Source organism: Sulfitobacter sp. F26204, from assembly GCF_026410305.1.
Classification (GTDB): Bacteria; Pseudomonadota; Alphaproteobacteria; order Rhodobacterales; family Rhodobacteraceae; genus Sulfitobacter.
In genome coordinates this window covers 40,283-61,450 of record NZ_JAPMLQ010000012.1, presented here as the reverse complement: position 1 = coordinate 61,450, position 21,168 = coordinate 40,283, and the positions used below count along the sequence as shown (strand labels likewise).

Below are 21,168 nucleotides of genomic sequence, written 5' to 3'. Positions count from 1 at the left end.
GGACGAAGAAGCCCCGATCTTCCAGGTCGCTGACTTCGGACTCGTCGCGGACCTTTTCGAGGCCGTGCCGGAAATGCTCAATAAACTTTGATCCAAACGGAGAAACAAGACCATGACATACAATGCTCCGATTGAAGACATGATTTTTGTGCTCGAAGAGCTATGTGGCTTGAAAGACATCGCCAAACTACCCGGTCTGGAGGATGCCACCCCTGACATGGTTGCGGCTATTCTTGAGGAAGCCGGTAAATTTGCATCGCAGGTTTTGTCACCTTTGAATGTTGTGGGTGACGTCGAGGGACTTGGGTTCACCAAGGGTGCCGTAACGATGCCCGACGGCTGGAAACAGGCATATGACCAACTGGTTGGAATGGGCTGGAATGCGCCGACGGCGGAAGGCGAGCATGGCGGCATGGGCCTGCCTGCGGTGGTAAATGCCTGTATCCAGGAAATCTTTCAGGGTGCAAACGCTGCATACCAACTTTGCCCGATGTTGACGCAGGGGGCGATCGAAGCTGTGGAAGGCTTTGCATCGCCGGCATTGAAAGAAATATTTCTCCCCAAGTTGGTCAGTGGCGAATGGACGGGTACGATGAACCTGACAGAACCTCAGGCCGGGTCCGATCTGGCGGCAATACGGTCAAAGGCGGAACCGGAGGGGGATCGTTTTCTTATTTCTGGCCAGAAAATCTTTATCACCTATGGCGAACATGATCTGACCGAAAATATCATTCATCTGGTATTGGCAAGGCTCCCCGATGCACCGGAGGGGGTGAAAGGCATCTCCTTGTTTGTGGTTCCTAAGTATCTGGTCAACGCTGACGGCAGTTTGGGAGAGCGCAATGATGTGCGCTGTGTTTCGATTGAGCATAAACTGGGCATCCATGCGAGCCCGACCTGTACGCTTGCCTTTGGTGACAACGGTGGTGCGGTGGGGTATCTGGTTGGCGCGCCGAATGTTGGCCTGCAATATATGTTCGCGATGATGAACAATGCGCGCCTGAATGTAGGCCTGCAGGGCGTTGGTATTGCGGAACAGGCAAGCCAGCATGCGACCCGTTATGCGATGGAACGCAAGCAAGGCGTCACGCCCGAAGACAGCGGCAGCGCGGCAATCATTGGTCATCCAGATGTCCGGCGCATGCTGGGGTTGATGAAATCGCGGACTGAAGCGGCCCGTATTCTGGCCTATCGTGCCGCCCGGTCTCTGGATTTCGCCCAGAGATCAGAGGATGCAAACGAAAAGGCACGCCACCAGCGTCGCGTCGATCTGTTGATCCCTGTGGTCAAAGGCTGGTCGACGGAACTGGCGGTGGAGAACGCTTCCCTCGGGCTTCAGGTTCATGGCGGCATGGGCTATGTCGAAGAAACCGGTGCTGCCCAATACCTAAGGGATGCCCGGATCACCACGATCTACGAAGGCACGACAGGCATTCAGGCGCTGGATCTGATCGGGCGCAAGATCTTGCGTGACCGTGGCAAGGCTGCATTCGAGATCGTCAGAGATATGCGGGCGACTGCGCTGGTGCTTGCGGATCAGGAAAATCTGGCAGCGGATTGGTCAACACTCAGTGGGATAGTCGGAGGATCGGCCTATCTCATTGAAAATGCAACGAATTGGATACTGCAACAGAAGGGTCCTGAAGCACAGGCTGTTGCAACTGATGTTCTTGAACTGTTCGGCATCGCCTTGGGTGCATGGGCCATGGGCGATGCAGCGTTACATGCAGGTCGGCGCATCGAGGCCGGAACCGGTTCCAGCTTTCATGAGGCCAAGATGAAAACGATCAAGTTCTACATGGCCAATGTGGTGCCGCATGCAAATGCATTATCCACGATCATTACCGGCGCTGCCCCTTCGATACTGAACCTGAGACCCAACGATTTTGGCGCTGGCTCCTGATCGAGGGAGGTCGGTCTGCCCCGGTCCGGCGTTGGCAGGATTACGAAGGACATCAGCGCCCGGAATAAGATGACTGGCGGAGTAGTCGCCCGTGCACAATCGCTTGTCCCGGCCGGGGTGATCTGCCTTGGCAATTGCCTGCATTCGACGGCCAACGTCGGTTGCTGGATGGTTGATCAGGGCAAAAAGCCAGAAAGGGTCGCGTAGAAAACCATTTGTTGATCACAGACTTCTTTGGGTGGTCGTCCGGGAATGATAATGGTTCTGCATCCAGCCTGGGAAATTGTGCCATGTTTGAAAAAATGCAGAGGGCTATGAATGCTTTTCTTCACAATTGCGGTCATTTTCTGGCACGGCATCTTCATTCGCGACATCCAAGATATACACCTGCTGTTCACGTTGATTTTGACAAGTTGTGCGAGATTCTAAGACCTGGAGATGTCGTGTTGGTCGAAGGCAACGAACGGATTTCCGGTGCCATCAAATATCTAACGCAGTCTACTTGGTCACATGCGGCATTGTTCATCGGAGGGGCGATGGGGGACACCAAAAACGGGCAGGCCAATCTTCAGTTGATCGAAGTTAATCTTCACGAGGGCTGTATCGTATCGCCGGTCGAAAAATATCGGGGTTTCAACCTGCGTATTTGCCGCCCCAGTTCACTGACCGATGCGGAGCGGATGGCAGTTGTCGGGTTTATGATCGACAAGTTGGGCTTGCGGTATGATCTGCGTAACATTTTTGATTTGCTCCGGTATTTCATGCCGCCTTTGCCTGTACCGTCCCGGTGGCGGCGCAGGATGCTTGCGATTGGATCGGGGGATCCGACCAGAGCAATTTGTTCCACTTTGATCGCCCAGGCGTTTCAATCGATCAATTATCCCATCCTACCCGAAGTAACGGTCAATGACGCAGAGAATTCCGTGCAACAAGAGATATTCCATATCCGTCACCATTCACTATTCGCGCCGCGTGATTTTGATCTATCGCCGTACATGGAGGTTGTGAAACCGACCCTTGAGTCCAAATTCGATTTCCATACTCTTGTCTGGGAAAACCCAGGGCCCTGAGCCGCGCCATCCTTCAGGATTCGCGTCAGCCCTGGGTGAGCCGATGTCGGTACAATCGTTACCCAGCCTGAACACCTTGCTCTGTCAAGATCAGGCTCATGGGGACGTCGTGTGGCTGCGGATAGATCGTGGGCAACCTTGACGAGGCGTAGCCGACACCGATTGCTAAGGGACGAGGATCAAGAGCGGCAAGCGTCCGGTCAAAATAGCCCCCTCCATACCCCAGCCGGAAACGATCACCGTCCCAGCCCACAAGTGGTGCCAATGCAATGTCGGGCATGATCTGGGGCGCATCGGCAGGCGGCACAGGTATGTTCCAATCCCCGCGAACCATTTTGGTTTCCGGCGTCCAGCGACGAAAGACAAGCGGCGCGGCCTTGGTTTCGACCAGAGGCAGAGCGATGATGACACCCGCTTGATGCAATTTGACCATCAATTTCCGCAAATCCGGTTCGCCTTTGATGGGCCAGTAAGCAGAAAGAACGTGGCCTTTGGCGCCGCCAAATCTGGCATGCAGGACATTCTCCAATTGCTCTGACAGCTGTTCGGAAATGATCGCATGTTGTTCAACGCTCAACGCTTTGCGCGCGGCTCTCAGCTCTTCTCTCTTGGCTTTGCGCCAATGTGCGACATCGCGAGCCTGTGCGGGATCAACGGCCATCGGATCAAAATAGGCCGGGTCAATCTCATGTGCCAGACAGGGCGGGGATGCATAGCTACCGTTCTGGGGCTTCTTGTCGTTTTCTGTGTTCATCTCTGGTCGCTTTTCAAGGGGAGGGTTGCATCGTCAAAACAGGCAGCCGCTTCGGTGATCATCTGTGTGATGCGCAAACCAGCTGGTAGGATTTCTTTGATCATTCCGGCACCTTGACCGGCGTAATTGGGCATGGCTTCCAAATCGCCGGTCGTGGTGCGAAGTGGTGAATCAGTGCTGAAACGATAGCGCGCCTGCGCCCCGTCCCACGCAATTGGCTGCTGCGGCAGTTGGTCCGGGTCATGACCAAAGAACCGGCCACCAAGGTCCTTGGTAATGCTGTTGGCGATCACCCGCACCGCTGCCCCCTTGGGCCAATTCAAAACGAAGACGTCTGTAAGTACCGTGTCTTCTCCGTCGGAGCCGACGACACGGTTTTTGTGCTCTGTATGGGCAAATGCCTCATGTGTTGCCAGAAACGCCGTGCCGCATTGAATGCCTTGTGCCCCTAGTGCAATTGCCGCGGCCAGACCTTTGCCAGTTGAAATACCCCCTGATACGACGACCGGTAGATTGGTTTGCTGCAGAACAGTTTCTGCAAAAGCATATGCGGCCATGCGTCCGTGGACATGGCCACCGGCCTCGATGCCCTGCGCAACGATGACGTCTGCGCCTGCATCTTCAGCCTTGCGTGCCTGTTCCAGGGTGCCGACCTGATGCAGGACCAAGGCGCCGTCGCGTTTGACCCGTGCCACGACCTCTGGAACAACATCCCAGAAAAACGAAAATGCCCCGACACCCAAATCCAGACACTGGTTGATCTGCGCGTCAAGCAAAGCCGGGTCGGTCGCAGCGGGGATCAAATTAACCGCGAAAGGGCGTTTGGTTGCGGCCTGAAGGGCGCGTACCTCAGAAGTGATCAAAGCCGGATCTTCGCGCACCATGCCAAGCGCAGGATACCCGCCGGCATTGGCGACTGCGGCTGCCAGTTCCCACCGCGCCACCCCACCCATACCTGCCAGCAAGATCGGCACATCACAGCCCAACAAAGAACAAAGAGGGGTGCGAATTTTTTTCCTTGGATCCATCGCTCGTTTCCATCTTCTGCCGCGTGTATCAGGCTAGGAGGTTTCCAGACCTTGAGCAATGACACAGCTATGATCATCCAATTGCACCACATCTTGGTGGGCGTCTTGAGGGGCTATTGAAACAACTTTTTCGACTCGCTATTGGTTAACCATGAGAAAGTATTTCTTCAGACTTGGCCCCGTCAGAAGCGGTGTTTTTTGTTCAGGGATCGACACGCTGACCCAGTTCCGTTGCGCGCAGGCAAACCAATGACCAAAACCTACCCCTCCACCCGTATAGATGGGTTATTCTTTGGTAAGGTTCAAAACCACTGGCCCGGTCGAGATCCGTCAGCCATTGACAAAAAACCGGTCATTGGCCGCCACGACATCAATGAGCTTGGCTTTGTCGAGGATGCTCAGGCGGATCCCGATCATCATGGTGGCGTTGAAAAGGCGATTCATCACTATGCAAGCGAACACTATGCCAGTTGGATCGCCGAAGGCGAAATCCCGGCAGGGACAACACCCGCCGCTTTTGGGGAAAACATTGCGTCCCGTGCATTGAGCGAAGACAACCTATGCATCGGCGACATCCTTCAACTGGGATCTGCAGTGGTGCAGATCAGCCAGGGCCGTCAACCCTGTTGGAAAGTATCGCAATATACGGCGAACAAGAAAATGGCCTATCTGTTTCAATCAACCGGCCGGACAGGATGGTATTATCGCGTTCTTGAACCCGGCAGTGCCGGGACGGGCGACATGATTTCGCTGATCGAAAGACGCCAGCCCGATTGGTCGGTAAGGCGCGTGACCGCCGCCAGATTGACCCGCAAGGTTTCGCAAGAAGATGCGGAAACACTTGCGGCTTTGCCCGAACTTGCCCCTGGGTGGCGCAAAGCCTTTGCCAAGATTGCGGATGGCGAGAAGGACGAAGACACCGATCGACGGCTTCTGGGGTCCGTTGCCCATGACAACTTTACCAAGGTTGGCTTGCAGCACGATCAATAAATGGATGTCTGGTCCGCTCTACACCCCAAACAACATTGCATCTGGGCGCTGTTGCTGATGCCGCTGCGGCGCCTGGCAACAAAGACCCGCGGTTGGCGATTCTTGGTAGCCATAGAATGAACGCTGGCTAAGTCAGACATCATAGGCAATATGCAAGCATAACAGGTGCACAGCAGCTTGTCGCAAATAGGCAAAGCAGAAAAGCTGTCGCAATTGCGTAGAAGCAATTGGATTTTTGCGTGGTGCAGCCCCCAACGCAGACGTTCGAAAGCACAGATCTGAACGGCTGAAAACCGAAATGACCTATCAAGATGATATTCAAGACGCCAATACCTACCTTCAACAAGGAAATTATGACCGCGCATTGAAAGCGGCGCTCGCGGCCTTCAAAAAGTCGCCGCTTTCTCCGGCCGCGCTGAATCTGGCAGGCATAGCAAGCAGTGCCAATGGGCGCTCGGACGATGCAATCAGGTACTTTCAAAAAGCGCTTAAACTGAAAACGGATTTCCCGGATGCGCAAAAGAATCTCGCGCAGACACTGGTCCTGAGCGGTCGTTATGATGTGGCGATAACCTTGTTGCACAGGCTTTCATCGGAGAGACCTGAGGATTGGAAGGTCTGGTTTCTGAAAGCACAGGCAGAATTTGGTCTGGGTAGAGACAAGAATGCACTTCAGGCGATCGATGCGGCCCTTGCACTGGAACGAAAACAACCAACGCTGCACCATCTGAGAAGTACAATCAACCTATCCCTCGGACGGATTCAGGATGGGATAGACGATCTTTGGCAGGTTCTGGAAATCAACCCCAATGACGTCACCGCGTTGACCAACCTCAGCCTGCCACTCGCCCGTCAAACCAGGTCACAGGATGCTTTGAAAGTTGTCGAAAAGGCGGTGGAGATTGCGCCGGATAACCTGCCAGCGCGGTATAGGCTTGCCGCCCAGTTTATCGAAATGGGTAGATCAGAGGAGGGCATTGCACAATATGAATCCCTTTTGAATATTCAACACGATCACCCCGGTGCATTAGAGCAACTTACAAAACTGTTACCGCGGGAAGAAGTCGCAGCCCTAGAGGCAAGAATTCAAGCTGCCTTGAAAAGGGTGTCAAGAAACCCAGAGGATCGCGCCTGTCTGTTCTTTGCATTGCATGGTGCGCTTGTTGCCAAAGGAAAATTCGAAGAAGCCGACAAAATGTTGGGCCGTGCGAACAAGGAAATGGCAGGTTTGAGGCCTTACAACATTGATGCTGACGCAAGTGTTACCCAGGCGATATTGGATCGGTTCCCAAGTGAGATCCAATTGGAGCGTCAGAACACAACAGCCTTCACGCCAATCTTCGTGATTGGATTGCCTCGGTCGGGTACCACTCTTGTCGAAGCGGTTTTGGGCTTGCATCCACATGTGGCTCCCTTGGGTGAGCGTGGAACGGTAGGATTTCTATTGCGCGACACTATAGAGCAAAACCTGCCCTTCGCGCAGAGAGATGCTGAAATAATTGCCCAACAGGACCGCCGGTTGTTACCGGATTTGCCAGAAGGCACAGTTGCCTATGTTGACAAGATGCCAGAGAATTACCGGCTGGTTGGCTTTCTGAAATTGATCTATCCCAATGCACGCATCATCAACGTCCAGCGCGATCCACGAGACATTGCCCTGTCTATGTGGAAGTCGCATTTCTCCGGATCGGTGCTTTCCTATACTTATGACTGGGCCTGGATGGCTGCTAAATTCAACTTGTATGCACGATCAATGGAGCATTGGCGAATGACCCTGCCAGGAGAAATCCTTGATATTGATTATCGCGATCTGGTTGAAGACATTGAAACCGCAGGACATCGGATGGCGGATTTCTGTGGGCTTGCGTGGTACAGACACATGGCACGTCCTGATCTGAGTACCACACAAGTCTTGACGCAAAGCGCAACGCAACTGCGCCGTCCAGTACACAGGGAGTCAGTTGGAAAATGGCGGGAAAAAGCCAGCCTGCTTACGCCGTTTATCGCTGGATTGGACCACAGATTATGGTTCGACTATATTCAGAATTAGAACACCTTCGCGTTTGAAGAAAGCACGCGCCAAAATACTACTTTGTTTTGTCGTTTGGCATCTGTGACTAGATATTTTCAGCAATGAGAATTTCTGTGCGAATTCGTTCCTGGGATGCCAGAGTCGTACGGTTTTCGCATTTCGCACGCAAAATCCGAACAGCGCTACGTACAAGATGCCCAGGATCCTGATGAATTACAGCGTCGAGCTCGCCGGTTTTGAGTGCATGTTCGGTGGAAGGCGTGCGTTCATGAGCGATTGCAACGCGATCGTTGGTTGCCGTAAGCACTCTGGAAACTTCAATTGGCACGCGCGCTTCTGCACCCATGAAATAAAGGCCAACTATATCCCGGTGGGCGTGCAGCGCATTGCGCAAGATATGTTGTGTTCGCCCCGGATCACCGTGTGTTTCTAGCGTGGGAAGAATTTTCAGGTTGCTGTAGTCGCGGTTGATGACGCCATCAAAGCCAAGCCTGCGTTCAAGGCTGTCACGGGATTGCGTGGTTTCGGTAAGTACCGCTATGGAACCGGAGAGCCGGCCAAGAAAGCGGCCCATCAGACGTCCCGCTGTGGCACCTGCGCCACGATTGTAGATCCCCACAAAGCCCTCGTCACCATGAAGCTGTTGATTTGCAATAAAGGGAATGGTGCGAATACCACGTTCACGCATCCTGAGAATGGCATCACGGATCTGGGGAGTTCCCGGCGCCATGATCGCGACCCCGTCGAGGTCTTCTGCCGACAGACGCGACAATGTCCGGGCGGCCCGGTGCGGGTCATGATCATCCAGCCGGATCACGTCGACCTCAACCATTTCGGCGCGGCCTGCCCTGTCGAATTCCCGGATACGATCAATGATTTCGTCGAGGAATTCATCGCCGAAACGAGGCAGGGCAAAGGCAAAACGGTAAGCCCGCTGTCGGGCAAGCGTCGCCGCAACCTGGTTGCGTTCGAAACCGATTCGTAAAATCGCGGCGTTGACGGCTTTGACGGTTTTTTCTCTAACACCGGAGCGCCCATTGAGAACCCTGTCGACAGTTGCAAGGCTGACACCTGCGGCCTTGGCCAAGTCTTTTGTCGTTGGTCTCATTTTATTGGAAACGTTCCAGTTTTCTTGATCCTCATTCCCTCAATTTGCCCTGTTGGACAAGATTGCGCAATACATTTTGAGGGGCGTACCTCAGAATTTGCTTGATCTGAGGTACGCCCCTCATTTACGACTTGTACATAGTCGGGCCCTGGCAGGAGGGTCGTGGCGGTGAAACTGGGAGGATTTCTAAATGAAGACGAAACATCTGATGTCGGCTGCCGTTTCGGCGCTGATTGCGGGGGGAGTGGCCACGTCTGCGGCCGCAGAGGATCTGACACTATGCTGGGCCGCATGGGATCCGGCAAATGCTCTGGTCGAATTGTCCAAGGATTTTGAGGCAAAGTCAGGTCATGGCATGAGCTTCGAATTTGTGCCCTGGCCAAATTTTGCCGACCGTATGCTGAACGAGTTGAACTCAGGCGGGAAGCTTTGTGACTTGATGATCGGCGATAGTCAATGGATTGGCGCGGGTGCCGAGAACGGGCATTACGTCAAATTGAATGATTTCTTCGACGCCAATGACATCACCATGGATGATTTCATTCCCGCGACGGTGACCGGCTATTCTGAATGGCCCAAGAACACCCCGAACTACTGGGCGCTTCCGGCCTTTGGCGACGTGGTTGGCTGGACCTACCGCAAAGACTGGTTCGAGCGTCCAGAAATTCAGGCAGAGTTTGAGGGAAAATACGGCCGTGCACTGGACGTTCCGGCCACACTGGAAGAGTTGAAAGAAATCGCGCAATTCTTTCAGGGCCGTGAGATTGACGGGACCACTGTCTACGGCGCGGCGATCTATACCGAGCGGGGTTCCGAAGGGATTACAATGGGCGTGACCAACGCTCTCTATAATTACGGTTTTCTCTATGAGAACCCGGAAAAGCCCTATGATCTTGAAGGCTTTGTAAATTCAGAGGGGGCCGTCGCGGGCCTTGAATACTACAAAGAGCTTTATGATACCGCGACACCTCCAGGATCGTCCAACTGGTACATGGGCGAAAACATCGACGCTTATAAATCCGGTCAGGTCGCGCTCCAGATGAATTTTGCCTTTATCTGGCCGGGGGTTGAGGCGGATCCCAATGTAGGCGGCGGCAAATCTGGATATTTCCCGAACCCGGCAGGCCCCGAAGGTCAGTTCGCACAGTTGGGCGGGCAGGGCATCTCTGTTGTTGCCTACTCCGAAAAGCAGGCGGCGGCACTGGAGTATATCAAGTGGTTTGCGCAGCCTGAAATACAAGCACGCTGGTGGGAATTGGGCGGTTATTCTGCACTACGCGCCGTGGTCGAGGATCCGGGCTTTGCCGAAAGCCAGCCTTACGCACAGACCTTTCTCGACAGTATGGCCATCGTAAAGGACTTCTGGGCTGAACCTGCTTATGCCGATCTTTTGCTGCCGATGCAGGAGCGGATTCATAACTATGTGATCGCAGGCGAAGGCACGGCAAAAGAAGCACTTGACGGTCTCGTAGGTGATTGGACCGAAGTCTTCGAGGATGAAGGCAAGTACTGACATCTCTCCCTGTTGGACCACTCAAATGGTCTGACTGCTCTTGGCGGCACGAAGCGGCCGTCAAGAGCCTTTTTCTGAAGAACCAGGCGTAAAACCGGCATACGCGTGACGGGGCGGAAGCAATGATTGACACATCCATCGACAAGGCCGCCAAGGCCACGCCAGTTGGTTTGGCGCGCCGGATTCGCGGACTTTCCGACCGTACCATTGCCTGGATTTTTGTCGCACCGACGATCTTTCTATTGCTGGCGGTCAATATCTTTCCCTTGATCTGGACGATCCGACTCAGCTTTACCGACTTCCGTGTGAACCGCCCAAACCGCGTGGTCGAATGGGTTGGACTGCGTAACTATGAACGCATTCTGTCAGACCCGGATATTTGGGCGACGATGCAGGCAACAGCACATTTTTTGATATGGACCATTGTGTTGCAGGTGCTGATCGGGTTCGCCCTGGCTTTTCTGATCAACAAGAAATTCAAAGGCAACGATTTGTGGACGACGATCATCGTCTTTCCAATGACGCTGTCACCCGCGGTGGTGGGGAATTTCTGGACGTTTCTTTACCAACCACAGATCGGCTTGTTCAATTACGCCGTTACCTTCTTTACTGGTGCTGATCCGGCCAGTTTCTCGATGATCGGGGATGTGCATCTGGCACCCTGGGCCATTGTGATCGCAGACACTTGGATGTGGACGCCATTTGTCATGCTGATCTGTTTGGCTGGCCTGCGTTCCATCCCCGACAGCATCTATGAAGCCGCCGAATGTGATCGTGCCAGCAAGTGGCGGCAGTTCTGGACTATCACCGTACCCATGGTGCTGCCTTTCTTGATGCTGGCGGTGCTGTTCCGCGGGATCGAGAACTTCAAGATGTTTGACCTAGTCGTACAGCTGACCGGTGGCGGTCCGGGCAACACCACGACGCTGACCTCTATCGACCTCAAGCGCGAAGCTTTTGAAAAATGGCGGACGGGCTATTCTTCGGCCTATGCCGTGATCCTCTTCGTTACGGTTTTCGGCCTAGCTTCGATCTACGTCAAAGCCCTGAACAAGGTGAAAGAGAGATGAGCTTTTCCGTGACCGAACCCAGCAAGCGCACAAAGTGGCTCGCTGGTATCCTTGTTGTCGGCTATGCGTTGATCACCATTTCGCCGCTGATATGGATCATCGCGACGGGTTTCAAATCCGGCCCCGATTCAATCGCCTATCCACCAAAGATGATTTTTGAGCCCTCGCTGGAAGGCTATGTGAATCTGTTCACCGAACGCACCCGTGCAACGCAGGACATGCTGGAGACGGCAGGACCGCCCAAGACATGGTATGATCAGATCGCACGCGATCAAGGCACGGTCATCACAGGCCCTTCGCGGTATGGCGCGCGTTTTCTGAACTCGATCATCATTGGATTCGGCTCTACGGCCTTGTGCATGTTGCTCGGTACTGCGGCCGCCTATGCATTCAGCCGTTTTCGGGTTCCGCTGAAGGATGATCTCTTGTTCTTCATACTGAGTACGCGGATGATGCCGCCTATCGCTGTGGCCATTCCTATCTTTTTGATGTTTCGCAATCTCGGCCTGAACGACACCCACCTGGGCATGATCCTGCTTTACACGGCTGTGAATCTATCCCTGTCGGTCTGGCTATTGAAAGGTTTTATTGACGAAATCCCCATCGAATACGAGGAAGCGGCACTGATCGATGGGTACACCCGGTTTCAGGCGTTCTACAAGGTCGTGCTGCCGCAGGCCGCTACTGGTATCGCATCGACTGCGATCTTCTGCCTGATTTTCGCCTGGAACGAATATGCCTTTGCCGTTCTGCTGACATCGGGCACCGCACAGACCGCGCCGCCCTTCATTCCGACCATCATCGGTGTAGGGGGGAAGGATTGGCCCGCTGTTGCCGCCGGTGCTTCGATCTTCCTCGTGCCTGTTATGGTTTTCACCATCCTTCTGCGCAAACATTTGCTGCGCGGCATCACATTCGGAGCGGTTCGCAAATGAGCACTTTCATCAATGGTTTGCTGCGGCTGCGGCGTGGTCCCTGGGAGATGGTGGCTTCAATCCTCATAGCGCTTGGTGTGGTGATGCTGATGCAGCCCTTTGCGATCATCCTTTACAGTTGGTCTTTCCTGATCACTCTCATTGGTACGGTGATGTTCATCATCGTCAGCCATTTCCCGGAGTAACCCATGGCACAGATCAGAATTGAAAATGTGCGCAAGGATTTCGGGGATTTTACCGCGGTTCAGTCGTCAAGTTTCACCATTGAAGATGGCGAGTTTTTCATGCTGCTCGGGCCGTCTGGCTGCGGCAAGACGACAACGCTGCGGATGATGGCGGGTTTGGAACTTCCGACAAGTGGCAAGATCTACATCGACGGCGAAGAGGTGGGTCAGAAACCCGCCAGCCAGCGCGATATTGCATTTGTATTTCAGATGTTCGCTTTGTACCCGCATATGAATGTGCGCGGGAATATCAGCTACCCTCTAAAGAGCCAGGGCATGCCAAGGTCCAAGATCAAGGCCAAGGTAGGCGAGGTGGCGGAGATCCTCGGAATCTCGGATATTCTCGACCGGCCTGTAGGGGGGCTTTCGGGCGGGGATCGTCAACGTGTTGCACTTGGTCGTGCCATTGTGCGTGATCCCAAGGCGTTTTTTATGGACGAACCCCTAGGCGCTCTGGATGCAGAGTTTCGCGAACATATGGCAGAAGAGTTGCGTGCGCTGCACGACCGGATGGCGGCCACAACCGTCTACGTGACCCATGATCAACTGGAAGCGATGCAGATGGGCGACAAGATTGTGGTGATGAACCATGGCGTTGTGGAACAATTCGGCATCCCACAGGAAATTTATGACTGGCCAGCGACCAAATTCGTAGCCCAGTTCATTGGGTCGCCGCCAATGAATTTTCTCGATTTCAACGGTACGATCGGAGCAGGGCAGGCCACTGTGCATCTGAATGATGTTTCGATCGAGGTTCCCGAAAGCATCGAAGGGGGCAACGGCAGGCTGACGTTGGGTATCCGTCCGGAACATGTTTTGCTGGATGATGCAGCCCCCTATCGCGGGCGGATCGTTGCCACGGAATACCTTGGTACTACCCAGATCGTGACGTTGGACACACCTAATGGTCTTCTCAAGGCGCGCGTTCCCAGCAATAAAAAGATTGCAGTCGGAGAGTCCACGGGACTGAATTTCGACTCCCGCACCATCACCCTGTTTGAGAATGATCACGGCCATGCCCTGCGGTCGCGGGCCAATGAAGGAGTGCTAACCCATGGCTGAAGTCACTCTTAAAGGTGTTAGCAAATCTTTTGGGGCCGATACCGCGCTTGATAACGTGACGATGACCATTCCTGATGGTTCATTTGTCGTGCTTTTGGGGCCAACAGGGGCGGGCAAAACGACAACGCTGCGGTTGGTTTCTGGGCTGGATACCCAGGATAGCGGCTGCATTTCCATAGGGGCGCGGGACATGATGGGCCTGACCCCGGCACAGCGGGATGTGGCGATGGTGTTCCAGCAGTATTCCCTTTATCCGCATCTGACTGTGCGGCAGAATCTGGAATTTCCGCTGAAATCACCGATCCTGAAAACACCTGATGATGAGATCGCCCGCAAGGTTGGTGAAATCGCGGAAGTCTTGCAGATTTCTCACAAGCTGGACAACAAGGCGACGATGCTCTCAGGCGGCGAGATGCAGCGCGTTTCCATCGGGCGTGCCCTTGTACGAAACCCTTCGGTCTATCTGATGGATGAGCCGCTCAGCTCTCTGGATGCCAAGCTGCGTGCGGACCTAAGAATCGAACTGAAATCGATTCAGTCGGACCGGGGTGCCACTTTGCTTTACGTCACGCATGACCAGATCGAAGCCATGACCATGGCGACTCATGTGGGTGTATTGGACAAGGGACGGGTGGTACAATTTGGCACCCCCCGCCAGATCTATGAAGACCCGGTGAGCATTTACGCGGCCAGCCGTCTTGGTCAACCGCGCATCAATGTGCTGCCTGCTGCGGTTTTTGGTGGCGCGCCGACAACTGCGCAAAGCATCGGTCTACGCCCCGAACAGATCGTGCAGGGCGAGGGGGAAGAAAGCCTTGTCCAGCGCGTCGAGCATCTGGGCGATCAAACCCGCCTGCACTTGAGCTTCAAATCACATGACATCGTGACGGTCACCGATGCTCATACGAACTTGAAATCGGGCGACATCATCAGGATTCGCCCCAAGAACCCATTCTACTTTGACGCCACTGGCGCGCGACTGGCCTGAGGGAGGACATCATGGCCCAATTCATCAATGACAAGGATACCACGGTCACCGAGGCAATTGACGGTTTGCTTCAGTCATCGGGCGGCGAACTGGCACGACTGGACGGCTATCCTCATATTCGGGTGGTTATGCGTGGCGACTGGGATAAGAGCAGGGTTGCATTGGTTTCGGGCGGTGGCTCCGGCCACGAGCCGGCTCATGCTGGTTTTGTCGGGGCAGGGATGTTGACTGCGGCTGTCTGCGGCGATGTCTTTGCCTCGCCGTCGGTTGATGCAGTTCTGGCAGGTATTCTCGCGGTCACGGGGCCAGCGGGTTGCCTGCTGATCGTCAAGAATTACACCGGGGACAGGCTGAACTTTGGCCTTGCAGCAGAGCGCGCACGCGCCTTTGGCCTCAAGGTCAGCATGGTGATTGTCGATGACGATATTGCGCTGCCTGACCTGCCGCAACCGCGCGGAGTGGCAGGTACGCTTTTCGTTCACAAGATTGCCGGTGCCATGGCGGAAAGCGGGGCCTCTCTCGATGACATTACGGCGGTTGCCGAACGGGTTATCAAAGGCACCAAATCTATTGGCATGTCACTTGATACCTGCACGGTCCCCGGCTCTCCGAAGGAGCAGCGCATCGGAAAAGGGAAGGCTGAGCTGGGCCTTGGAATTCACGGTGAAGCAGGGGTGCAGCAGATCGATTACCTCAATGCAGAACAAGCAATGGATGCTGTAACGGCCAAGCTGACAGCGGTGATGGATCCGGTGCCCCATGTTGTGCTGCTGAATAACCTTGGCGGGGCATCTGAGCTGGAAATGTCGATCCTGGCCAATGATCTTGTGAAATCGTCAATCGGTAAACATCTCAAGCTGATTGTCGGGCCGGCGGCAATGATGACATCCCTCGACATGCGCGGGTTTTCTGTCTCGGTTTATCCGCTTAGTGCCGAAGATCATGCTTGGCTTAGTGCGCCTTGTGCTCCTCCTGCCTGGCCCGGTTGCAAGCCGATCAAACCTGTGCGCGTGATCGAATTGCCTGATGGCCTGCGCCCGATCCAGCCGATCCCTTCCGAACACAAGGGAACGTCGGACTTCCTGACCCGGTGCTGTCAGATCCTGATCGAAGCAGAGGCAGAGCTCAATGCACTTGACGCCAAATCCGGAGATGGTGACACCGGGTCGACGCTCGCCGGCGCGGCGCGGGCACTGATCGGGGCGCTGGACCGCCTGCCCCTGGCGGATCACACTCAACTGTTCCGCGCTGTCGGTCAGGAACTGACCCAGACGATGGGCGGATCTTCCGGCGTTCTGCTGGCCATCTTTTTCACCGCCGCGGGTGATGCAGCCTCCAGCGGGCTCAGTATGGTCGGGGCGTTAAAGGAAGGGCTGGACAGGATGCAGCAGATTGGCGGTGCAGAGCTTGGCGATCGAACAATGGTAGACGCGCTCAAGCCCGCTTTAGATGCGCTGGAGGCCCAGGGCCTGGCCGAGGCCGCTGCCGCAGCGCGGGCAGGAGCAGCCCATACCGCAACGATCACCCGGGCAAAAGCAGGGCGTGCGGCTTATATCAACGCCGAGCATTTACAGGGTCATGTAGACCCCGGCGCCGAAGCGGTCGCGCGGCTGTTTGAACAACTCGCAACATGAGCAAGGCAAATTGCCGGTATTTCGCACAGGATGTAGGGTACTCAGCGAAACTTTGAACGACAATGGGTCTGGGAGAAGAGTCACCCAGATTAGAATGTGCCCTCTTTGTTTTCTAATAGGAGTCGCACTTCGAAGTAGCGCGCACCAGGTTAGGTTTCAAAAATTGATAATCTTGATTATGTTTAATCCTTAGGAGTATTTCACCTCCACCTGGTTATTTCTAAAGACATCAATGCCTGCCTGTGGACTCTCGCCAAGTATGGGGCAGTGTGTTTTGCTGTTTGTTATCAGTGTCACGATCCAAAATTGACACACAGAGGGCTGGTTCCTGTTCATTGACCCCCGAAAGATTTCACCAGACAGCGCCTGTCATGGCGCTGCCATATCTGAGTAGATTGTCGCATTGGGGCAGTGTCTGGTGTTGAAATCAACGCCCAGATCAATGGCATTCTGACAGGCCTTGGCGCTTTTGCAGTGACCGCAAGTTTCAGCAAGCTCCAGTGCCAGGCCGCGGTCGGCATCGATCATCTCAGGTGTTACGTTAAACTGAGCGGCCAGCACTTCCATGCGCTGGCGCGTTCCGTCTGCACTTGACAGCAAGCGTTGATAACTGGATCTGGACAAGCCCATATCGGCAAGCTCAAGTGCTGTCGGCGCGCGCTCGCGCTCATTGATAAGGTTTTTGATCAGGGAAAGGATGGACATCCGGTTGCTCCGTCGTTGGTTCGATTGGCACGACCTTAACCCGGTCTTGACCAATACTACCTTGATCTGGATCACTCTGACGTCAAAACCTGCTGGCCGCTGCTTCAGGAGCAAGGCTCGCAGCATGGTAAAAACATTCCGGTCCTGATTGACACTGCCATACAGCTGGCGGACCCTTGTTGCATCGAAACCAGCAAGGCCGTGACCAAATCGGAAAAATAGCGGAATGACGTTCCGTTCTGCGGTATTGGCATGTGCTGATTTCCTGCATAGTCTCCATATAACAGAGTCGGCGACCTGCACAGACAAGACGGGGCCGGCATTTCTCCTTGGGAGGGGCGAATGCACAGAAATACGATGGCCAGATGATGGCAATGACACCAGAGGCAGCCGTAAGTCATGTGATCGAAACCGATCCGGTGTTCGCGCTCCATCAGGTCATTATAGACGGGGTGAAGGTCAAGGCATTCAAGAATATACCTTCAACCGTTCCCGCATTATTGGCAGCAGGATGGGCGCGCCACGGAGAGGGAGAACTGGAATATCTGGCTTATGAGAAGGAAAGCTGGACTTATGCTGAATTCACCGCCTCTGTAAACCGCTTGGCGCATGCCTTGCGCGATGAACTGGGACTGGACCGAGGGGATCGCATCGCCATTGCTATGCGCAATTATCCCGAATTGCTTGTGCTGATCCTCGCCATTTCTTCAATCGGCGGAGTTTCAGTCTTCATGAATGCCTGGTGGACCACCCAAGAGCTCGACTATGCGCTGCGCGACAGCGAAGCCAGAGTGGTCTTTGCCGACGCCCCGCGCATGGACCGCCTGCACCCCTTGGCCCAAAGCCTGGACCTGACCCTGATCGGTGTCCGCGACGGCGAAAAACGTACTGGGCTGGATTACAGCACCTTGCGCGATGGCGGCGCAAGCGATCAGAAACCAGAAGTTGAAATCGATACAGATGACGACTTTGCTATCATGTATTCTTCGGGAACGACGGGTCATCCCAAGGGCGTGGTGCAAACCCATCGCGGGGCGGTCAATGCGGTGTTTAGCTGGTTGATGCAATCGGTCATTGCACCGCTGGTCGATCCGCCTACCCCAGATGCACCGGCGCCGCTACGTCCTTCTGCACTGGTGGTCACACCTTTGTTTCATGTCACTGCAACCCATCCATTGTTCCTGCTTAGTCTACCAGCGGGGGCAAAGATTACCCTGATGCACAAATGGGACCCGGACGAGGCCGTGCGCCTGATCCGTGACAATGCAATCACGCGTTTTCTGGGGGTGCCGACACAATCTGCCGAGCTTATGGAATCGGCAATACGCATGGGTACATCCCTACCAACGCTGGATTACCTTGGTTCCGGCGGCGCAAAACGCCCCGCCACCCAGGTTACGCAACTGGCCCAAGCCTTTCCTCAGGCGGGTATTGCGACAGGCTGGGGCATGACTGAAACAAATGCTCTTGGGATCGGCATGATCGGTGACGATTACACCGCACGACCTGAATGCGCGGGCAAGCTGCATCCACCTGTCCAGGAATTGCGCATGCTGGATGATCACGGCAAAGACGTGCCGAACGGTACAATAGGTGAGATCGCGGTCAAGGGTCCGCATATCATGCGCTGTTATCTCAACCAACCCGAGGCTACCGCAGAAACGCTTGTCGATGGTTGGCTGCTCACTGGTGATCTTGGGGTGTTGGATGATGAAGGCTATGTCACCATCCTTGATCGCAAAAAGAACATTATCATTCGTGGGGGCGAAAACATCGCCTGTCTGGATGTCGAAGGTGCTCTGCATCGGCATGCAGATGTCCTTGAAGCCGTTGCGTTTTCAGTTCCTGATGATCGCCTGGGAGAGGTCGTGGGTGCCGCTGTGCAACTGCGCGCGGGCACCAGCGTAACCTGTGACCAGATGACGGCCTTTCTTGAGGGGCACCTCGCCAAATTCAAAATTCCGGTAAAACTGTGGGTCCAGCACGAGATGCTCACCCGTGGCGCAACCGACAAAATCGACCGCCGTGCGATCCGCAAGGCCTGTCTGGAAATCCAAGAGGTTCAAACATGAATATTCCGAATGAACAGGAAATCGGTGCCTATATCGCTGCGGCCGGTGCCGCTGCCTGGGAGGTGCCCGGCTTGCCCGAAACCACGCCGCTACGCCCCGTGAAAACCGTAGGTATCATCGGGGCGGGCACAATGGGTGGCGGCATAGCGATGAATTTTGCCACCGCCGGTTTCGACGTCAAAATCGTTGAAACCACACAGGCGGCGCTTGACCGCGGATTGCAGGTTGTGCGCAGCAACTATCAGCGTTCTGCTGACAAGGGCCGGTTCCCTCAGGAGGAAGTCGAGGCGCGGATGGCGCGTTTCGATGGTCGCCTCTCGATGATCGATCTCGCAGACTGTGACTTGGTGATCGAAGCGGTTTTCGAAAACATGGAGCTAAAGCGCAAGATATTTTCCGAACTTGATGCAGTAATGAAACCGGGTGCAATCCTTGCCACCAATACTTCTGCCCTCGACATCAATGAAATCGCCCACATGACGAAACGTCCCGAAGACGTGATCGGGCTGCACTTTTTCTCACCTGCGAATGTGATGAAATTGCTCGAAATCGTGCGGGCCACGCATACCGCTGACGATGTGGTGGCTACCTGTATGGCGCTGGCGAAAGAGATCAACAAGGTCGCCGCGCTCGTCGGCGTCTGCCCCGGGTTTGTCGGCAACCGCATCCTGTTTGCGCGCCAGATTCAGGCCAACAAACTGGTCTATCAGGGCGTATTGCCATGGGAGGTGGATGCCGCATTGAACCAGTTCGGATTCAAAATGGGGCCCTTTCAGATGTCCGATCTAGCAGGACTCGACATCGGTTGGTCCAAGGGTGCCAAGACCGACAACCCAATCCGCGATGCCTTGTGCGAACTTGACCGACGCGGTCAGAAGACCCAGGCAGGTTTTTACGATTACGATGAAAATCGCCAACCAATTCCATCGGATGTAACCGCAGGCATCATCCACGCTATCACAGGTGCCGAACCCGCAAAGAGGAGTGCAGATGAGATAATCGAAATTTGCATATATCCGATGATCAACGAAGCGGTGAAGATCCTCGAAGAGAACAAGGCACAACGTCCGTCCGACATCGATGTCGTTTGGTTGAACGGTTATGGCTGGCCCGCCGACAAAGGTGGGCCGATGTTCTATGGTGATATGGTTGGCGCAAAAGCGGTGTTGCAGCGGATGGAAAAGCTGGGTGCCGAAGATACCGCATTTACGCCCGCCGAAACCCTGCGCACCCTGGCAGCCAAGGGCGGAAAATTCATCGAAATAGATACGGGAGGCCTGAAGGTATGAGCTATGATTTCATAACCGCGGAAAAGAAAGGCAATGTCTTGCTGGTCACGATGAACCGGCCGGACGTCTATAACGCGGTTCATGTCGATATGCATAATGAAATGGCGGATTGCTGGGATACCTTTGCAGCGGATCAGGACCTATGGGTGGCGGTGTTGACCGGGGCCGGTGACAAGGCATTTTGCGCGGGTAACGACCTCAAGGCGACAGCGGCAGGCGGCAGTAAGGCCAAGATGACCAACACCGGATTTGCAGGTTTGTCATCCCGTTTCGATCTGGAAAAGCCAATCATTGCCGCTGTGAACGGCTTTGCCATGGGCGGTGGATTTGAAACGGCTTTGTCCTGTGACATTATCCTTGCCTCAGACCAGGCGAAATTCGCGCTCCCCGAGGTCAAGGTCGGTTTTTTTGCCGCTGCCTCGGGAGTGCAGCGCCTGTCGCGCTACATCGGGCGGCTGGCAGCGCAGGAAATGATGTATACAGGGCGAACCATTCTGGCAGATGAGGCGCTTGAACTGGGATGTGTAAATGCCGTCTATCCCCATGATGAGCTGATGACCAAGGCAATGGAAAAGGCCGAACAGCTTTGCTCTGTTTCGCCGTCCGCCGTCAAAGCAACCAAACGTGTCCTGAATGACATGTATGTGCGTGACGGCATGAAAGACAGCATCGCCTATTCCCGCGAGGTGATCGGCGATCTGGCAAAGACCGAAGATTTCAAAGAAGGTGTTAATGCCTTTGTCGAGAAACGCGCACCCAACTGGGTGAACAAATAATCCGCCAACAGGAGG

General features: G+C 54.7%; 18 protein-coding genes. 14 read left to right on the top strand and 4 right to left on the bottom strand.

The annotated features are described in order from the left end of the window. Positions 1–112 precede the first annotated feature (112 nt). Both OS190_RS19275 and OS190_RS19270 read left to right on the top strand, forming a co-directional pair. Entirely contained in the window at positions 113–1,903 is a 1,791-nt protein-coding gene (locus OS190_RS19275; protein WP_267160335.1) for an acyl-CoA dehydrogenase, read from the top strand. Between the two features lie 314 nt (positions 1,904–2,217). Beyond that, complete coding sequence (locus tag OS190_RS19270) at positions 2,218–2,973, top strand: C40 family peptidase (protein WP_267160334.1); 756 nt, start codon at positions 2,218–2,220, stop codon at positions 2,971–2,973. Positions 2,974–3,031: 58 nt separating this feature from the next. On the opposite strand, the gene OS190_RS19265 is transcribed toward OS190_RS19270, so the two are convergent. Together OS190_RS19265 and OS190_RS19260 are read right to left on the bottom strand one after the other, a co-directional pair. Then, positions 3,032–3,727 (bottom strand): 5-formyltetrahydrofolate cyclo-ligase, encoded by a 696-nt coding sequence (locus OS190_RS19265; protein ID WP_267160333.1) that lies wholly within the window; start codon positions 3,725–3,727, stop codon positions 3,032–3,034. Continuing rightward, the gene (locus tag OS190_RS19260; protein WP_267160332.1) at positions 3,724–4,755 is read right to left on the bottom strand and encodes an NAD(P)H-dependent flavin oxidoreductase; all 1,032 of its coding nucleotides are present in this window, start codon (positions 4,753–4,755) and stop codon (positions 3,724–3,726) included. Before OS190_RS19260 ends, OS190_RS19265 begins: the two co-directional genes overlap by 4 nt. 249 nt (positions 4,756–5,004) lie before the next feature. Here OS190_RS19260 and OS190_RS19255 point away from each other — a divergent pair, with 249 nt between their 5' ends. Both OS190_RS19255 and OS190_RS19250 read left to right on the top strand, forming a co-directional pair. Next, positions 5,005–5,745: an MOSC domain-containing protein gene (locus OS190_RS19255; protein ID WP_267160331.1), complete on the top strand. Its 741-nt coding sequence runs from the start codon at positions 5,005–5,007 to the stop codon at positions 5,743–5,745. 298 nt (positions 5,746–6,043) lie between these two features. Next, positions 6,044–7,795, top strand: a complete 1,752-nt coding sequence (locus OS190_RS19250; protein ID WP_267160330.1) for a tetratricopeptide repeat-containing sulfotransferase family protein — start codon at positions 6,044–6,046, stop codon at positions 7,793–7,795. Positions 7,796–7,862: 67 nt separating this feature from the next. Here the strand turns inward: OS190_RS19250 and OS190_RS19245 are convergent, their stop codons facing one another. Then, positions 7,863–8,885, bottom strand: coding sequence for a LacI family DNA-binding transcriptional regulator (locus OS190_RS19245; protein ID WP_267160329.1), 1,023 nt, complete (start codon positions 8,883–8,885; stop codon positions 7,863–7,865). Between the two features lie 190 nt (positions 8,886–9,075). On the opposite strand from OS190_RS19245, the gene OS190_RS19240 reads away from it, so the two are divergent. The 7 genes from OS190_RS19240 to OS190_RS19210 all read left to right on the top strand — a co-directional run bounded on the left by OS190_RS19240 (position 9,076) and on the right by OS190_RS19210 (position 16,311). Next, positions 9,076–10,398 carry an ABC transporter substrate-binding protein gene (locus tag OS190_RS19240; protein WP_267160328.1) on the top strand — a complete coding sequence of 441 codons (1,323 nt, stop codon included), beginning with the start codon at positions 9,076–9,078 and terminating at the stop codon, positions 10,396–10,398. A 122-nt stretch (positions 10,399–10,520) separates the two neighbouring features. Next, entirely contained in the window at positions 10,521–11,468 is a 948-nt protein-coding gene (locus OS190_RS19235; protein ID WP_267160327.1) for a carbohydrate ABC transporter permease, read from the top strand. Then, positions 11,465–12,403, top strand: coding sequence for a carbohydrate ABC transporter permease (locus OS190_RS19230; RefSeq protein ID WP_267160326.1), 939 nt, complete (start codon positions 11,465–11,467; stop codon positions 12,401–12,403). The genes OS190_RS19235 and OS190_RS19230 overlap by 4 nt, the downstream gene beginning before the upstream one ends. Next, positions 12,400–12,588: a hypothetical protein gene (locus tag OS190_RS19225; RefSeq protein ID WP_267160325.1), complete on the top strand. Its 189-nt coding sequence runs from the start codon at positions 12,400–12,402 to the stop codon at positions 12,586–12,588. The genes OS190_RS19230 and OS190_RS19225 overlap by 4 nt, the downstream gene beginning before the upstream one ends. A 3-nt stretch (positions 12,589–12,591) precedes the next feature. After that, on the top strand, positions 12,592–13,689 hold the full coding sequence (locus OS190_RS19220) for an ABC transporter ATP-binding protein (protein ID WP_267160324.1): 1,098 nt from the start codon (positions 12,592–12,594) through the stop codon (positions 13,687–13,689). Further along, positions 13,682–14,677: an ABC transporter ATP-binding protein gene (locus OS190_RS19215; protein WP_267160323.1), complete on the top strand. Its 996-nt coding sequence runs from the start codon at positions 13,682–13,684 to the stop codon at positions 14,675–14,677. Before OS190_RS19220 ends, OS190_RS19215 begins: the two co-directional genes overlap by 8 nt. 11 nt (positions 14,678–14,688) lie before the next feature. Continuing rightward, positions 14,689–16,311, top strand: coding sequence for a dihydroxyacetone kinase subunit DhaK (locus tag OS190_RS19210; protein ID WP_267160322.1), 1,623 nt, complete (start codon positions 14,689–14,691; stop codon positions 16,309–16,311). Between the two features lie 369 nt (positions 16,312–16,680). Here OS190_RS19210 and OS190_RS19205 read toward each other — a convergent pair whose 3' ends face one another. Then, positions 16,681–17,016: a hypothetical protein gene (locus OS190_RS19205; RefSeq protein WP_267160321.1), complete on the bottom strand. Its 336-nt coding sequence runs from the start codon at positions 17,014–17,016 to the stop codon at positions 16,681–16,683. Positions 17,017–17,381: 365 nt separating this feature from the next. Between OS190_RS19205 and OS190_RS19200 the strand changes: the two genes are divergently transcribed. From OS190_RS19200 to OS190_RS19190, 3 genes are read left to right on the top strand one after another with little or no spacing between them, the layout of a single operon-like run. Beyond that, positions 17,382–19,088, top strand: a complete 1,707-nt coding sequence (locus OS190_RS19200) for a class I adenylate-forming enzyme family protein (RefSeq protein WP_267160320.1) — start codon at positions 17,382–17,384, stop codon at positions 19,086–19,088. Further along, on the top strand, positions 19,085–20,377 hold the full coding sequence (locus tag OS190_RS19195) for a 3-hydroxyacyl-CoA dehydrogenase (protein WP_267160319.1): 1,293 nt from the start codon (positions 19,085–19,087) through the stop codon (positions 20,375–20,377). Before OS190_RS19200 ends, OS190_RS19195 begins: the two co-directional genes overlap by 4 nt. Then, positions 20,374–21,153: an enoyl-CoA hydratase-related protein gene (locus tag OS190_RS19190; protein WP_267160318.1), complete on the top strand. Its 780-nt coding sequence runs from the start codon at positions 20,374–20,376 to the stop codon at positions 21,151–21,153. Before OS190_RS19195 ends, OS190_RS19190 begins: the two co-directional genes overlap by 4 nt. Positions 21,154–21,168 lie beyond the last annotated feature (15 nt).

Coding starts and splice junctions, on each gene's coding strand:
- OS190_RS19275 (WP_267160335.1), top strand. CDS start 113: ATGACATACAATGCTCCGATTGAAGACATGATTTTTGTGCTCGAAGAG.
- OS190_RS19270 (WP_267160334.1), top strand. CDS start 2,218: ATGAATGCTTTTCTTCACAATTGCGGTCATTTTCTGGCACGGCATCTT.
- OS190_RS19265 (WP_267160333.1), bottom strand. CDS start 3,727: ATGAACACAGAAAACGACAAGAAGCCCCAGAACGGTAGCTATGCATCC.
- OS190_RS19260 (WP_267160332.1), bottom strand. CDS start 4,755: ATGGATCCAAGGAAAAAAATTCGCACCCCTCTTTGTTCTTTGTTGGGC.
- OS190_RS19255 (WP_267160331.1), top strand. CDS start 5,005: ATGACCAAAACCTACCCCTCCACCCGTATAGATGGGTTATTCTTTGGT.
- OS190_RS19250 (WP_267160330.1), top strand. CDS start 6,044: ATGACCTATCAAGATGATATTCAAGACGCCAATACCTACCTTCAACAA.
- OS190_RS19245 (WP_267160329.1), bottom strand. CDS start 8,885: ATGAGACCAACGACAAAAGACTTGGCCAAGGCCGCAGGTGTCAGCCTT.
- OS190_RS19240 (WP_267160328.1), top strand. CDS start 9,076: ATGAAGACGAAACATCTGATGTCGGCTGCCGTTTCGGCGCTGATTGCG.
- OS190_RS19235 (WP_267160327.1), top strand. CDS start 10,521: ATGATTGACACATCCATCGACAAGGCCGCCAAGGCCACGCCAGTTGGT.
- OS190_RS19230 (WP_267160326.1), top strand. CDS start 11,465: ATGAGCTTTTCCGTGACCGAACCCAGCAAGCGCACAAAGTGGCTCGCT.
- OS190_RS19225 (WP_267160325.1), top strand. CDS start 12,400: ATGAGCACTTTCATCAATGGTTTGCTGCGGCTGCGGCGTGGTCCCTGG.
- OS190_RS19220 (WP_267160324.1), top strand. CDS start 12,592: ATGGCACAGATCAGAATTGAAAATGTGCGCAAGGATTTCGGGGATTTT.
- OS190_RS19215 (WP_267160323.1), top strand. CDS start 13,682: ATGGCTGAAGTCACTCTTAAAGGTGTTAGCAAATCTTTTGGGGCCGAT.
- OS190_RS19210 (WP_267160322.1), top strand. CDS start 14,689: ATGGCCCAATTCATCAATGACAAGGATACCACGGTCACCGAGGCAATT.
- OS190_RS19205 (WP_267160321.1), bottom strand. CDS start 17,016: ATGTCCATCCTTTCCCTGATCAAAAACCTTATCAATGAGCGCGAGCGC.
- OS190_RS19200 (WP_267160320.1), top strand. CDS start 17,382: ATGATGGCAATGACACCAGAGGCAGCCGTAAGTCATGTGATCGAAACC.
- OS190_RS19195 (WP_267160319.1), top strand. CDS start 19,085: ATGAATATTCCGAATGAACAGGAAATCGGTGCCTATATCGCTGCGGCC.
- OS190_RS19190 (WP_267160318.1), top strand. CDS start 20,374: ATGAGCTATGATTTCATAACCGCGGAAAAGAAAGGCAATGTCTTGCTG.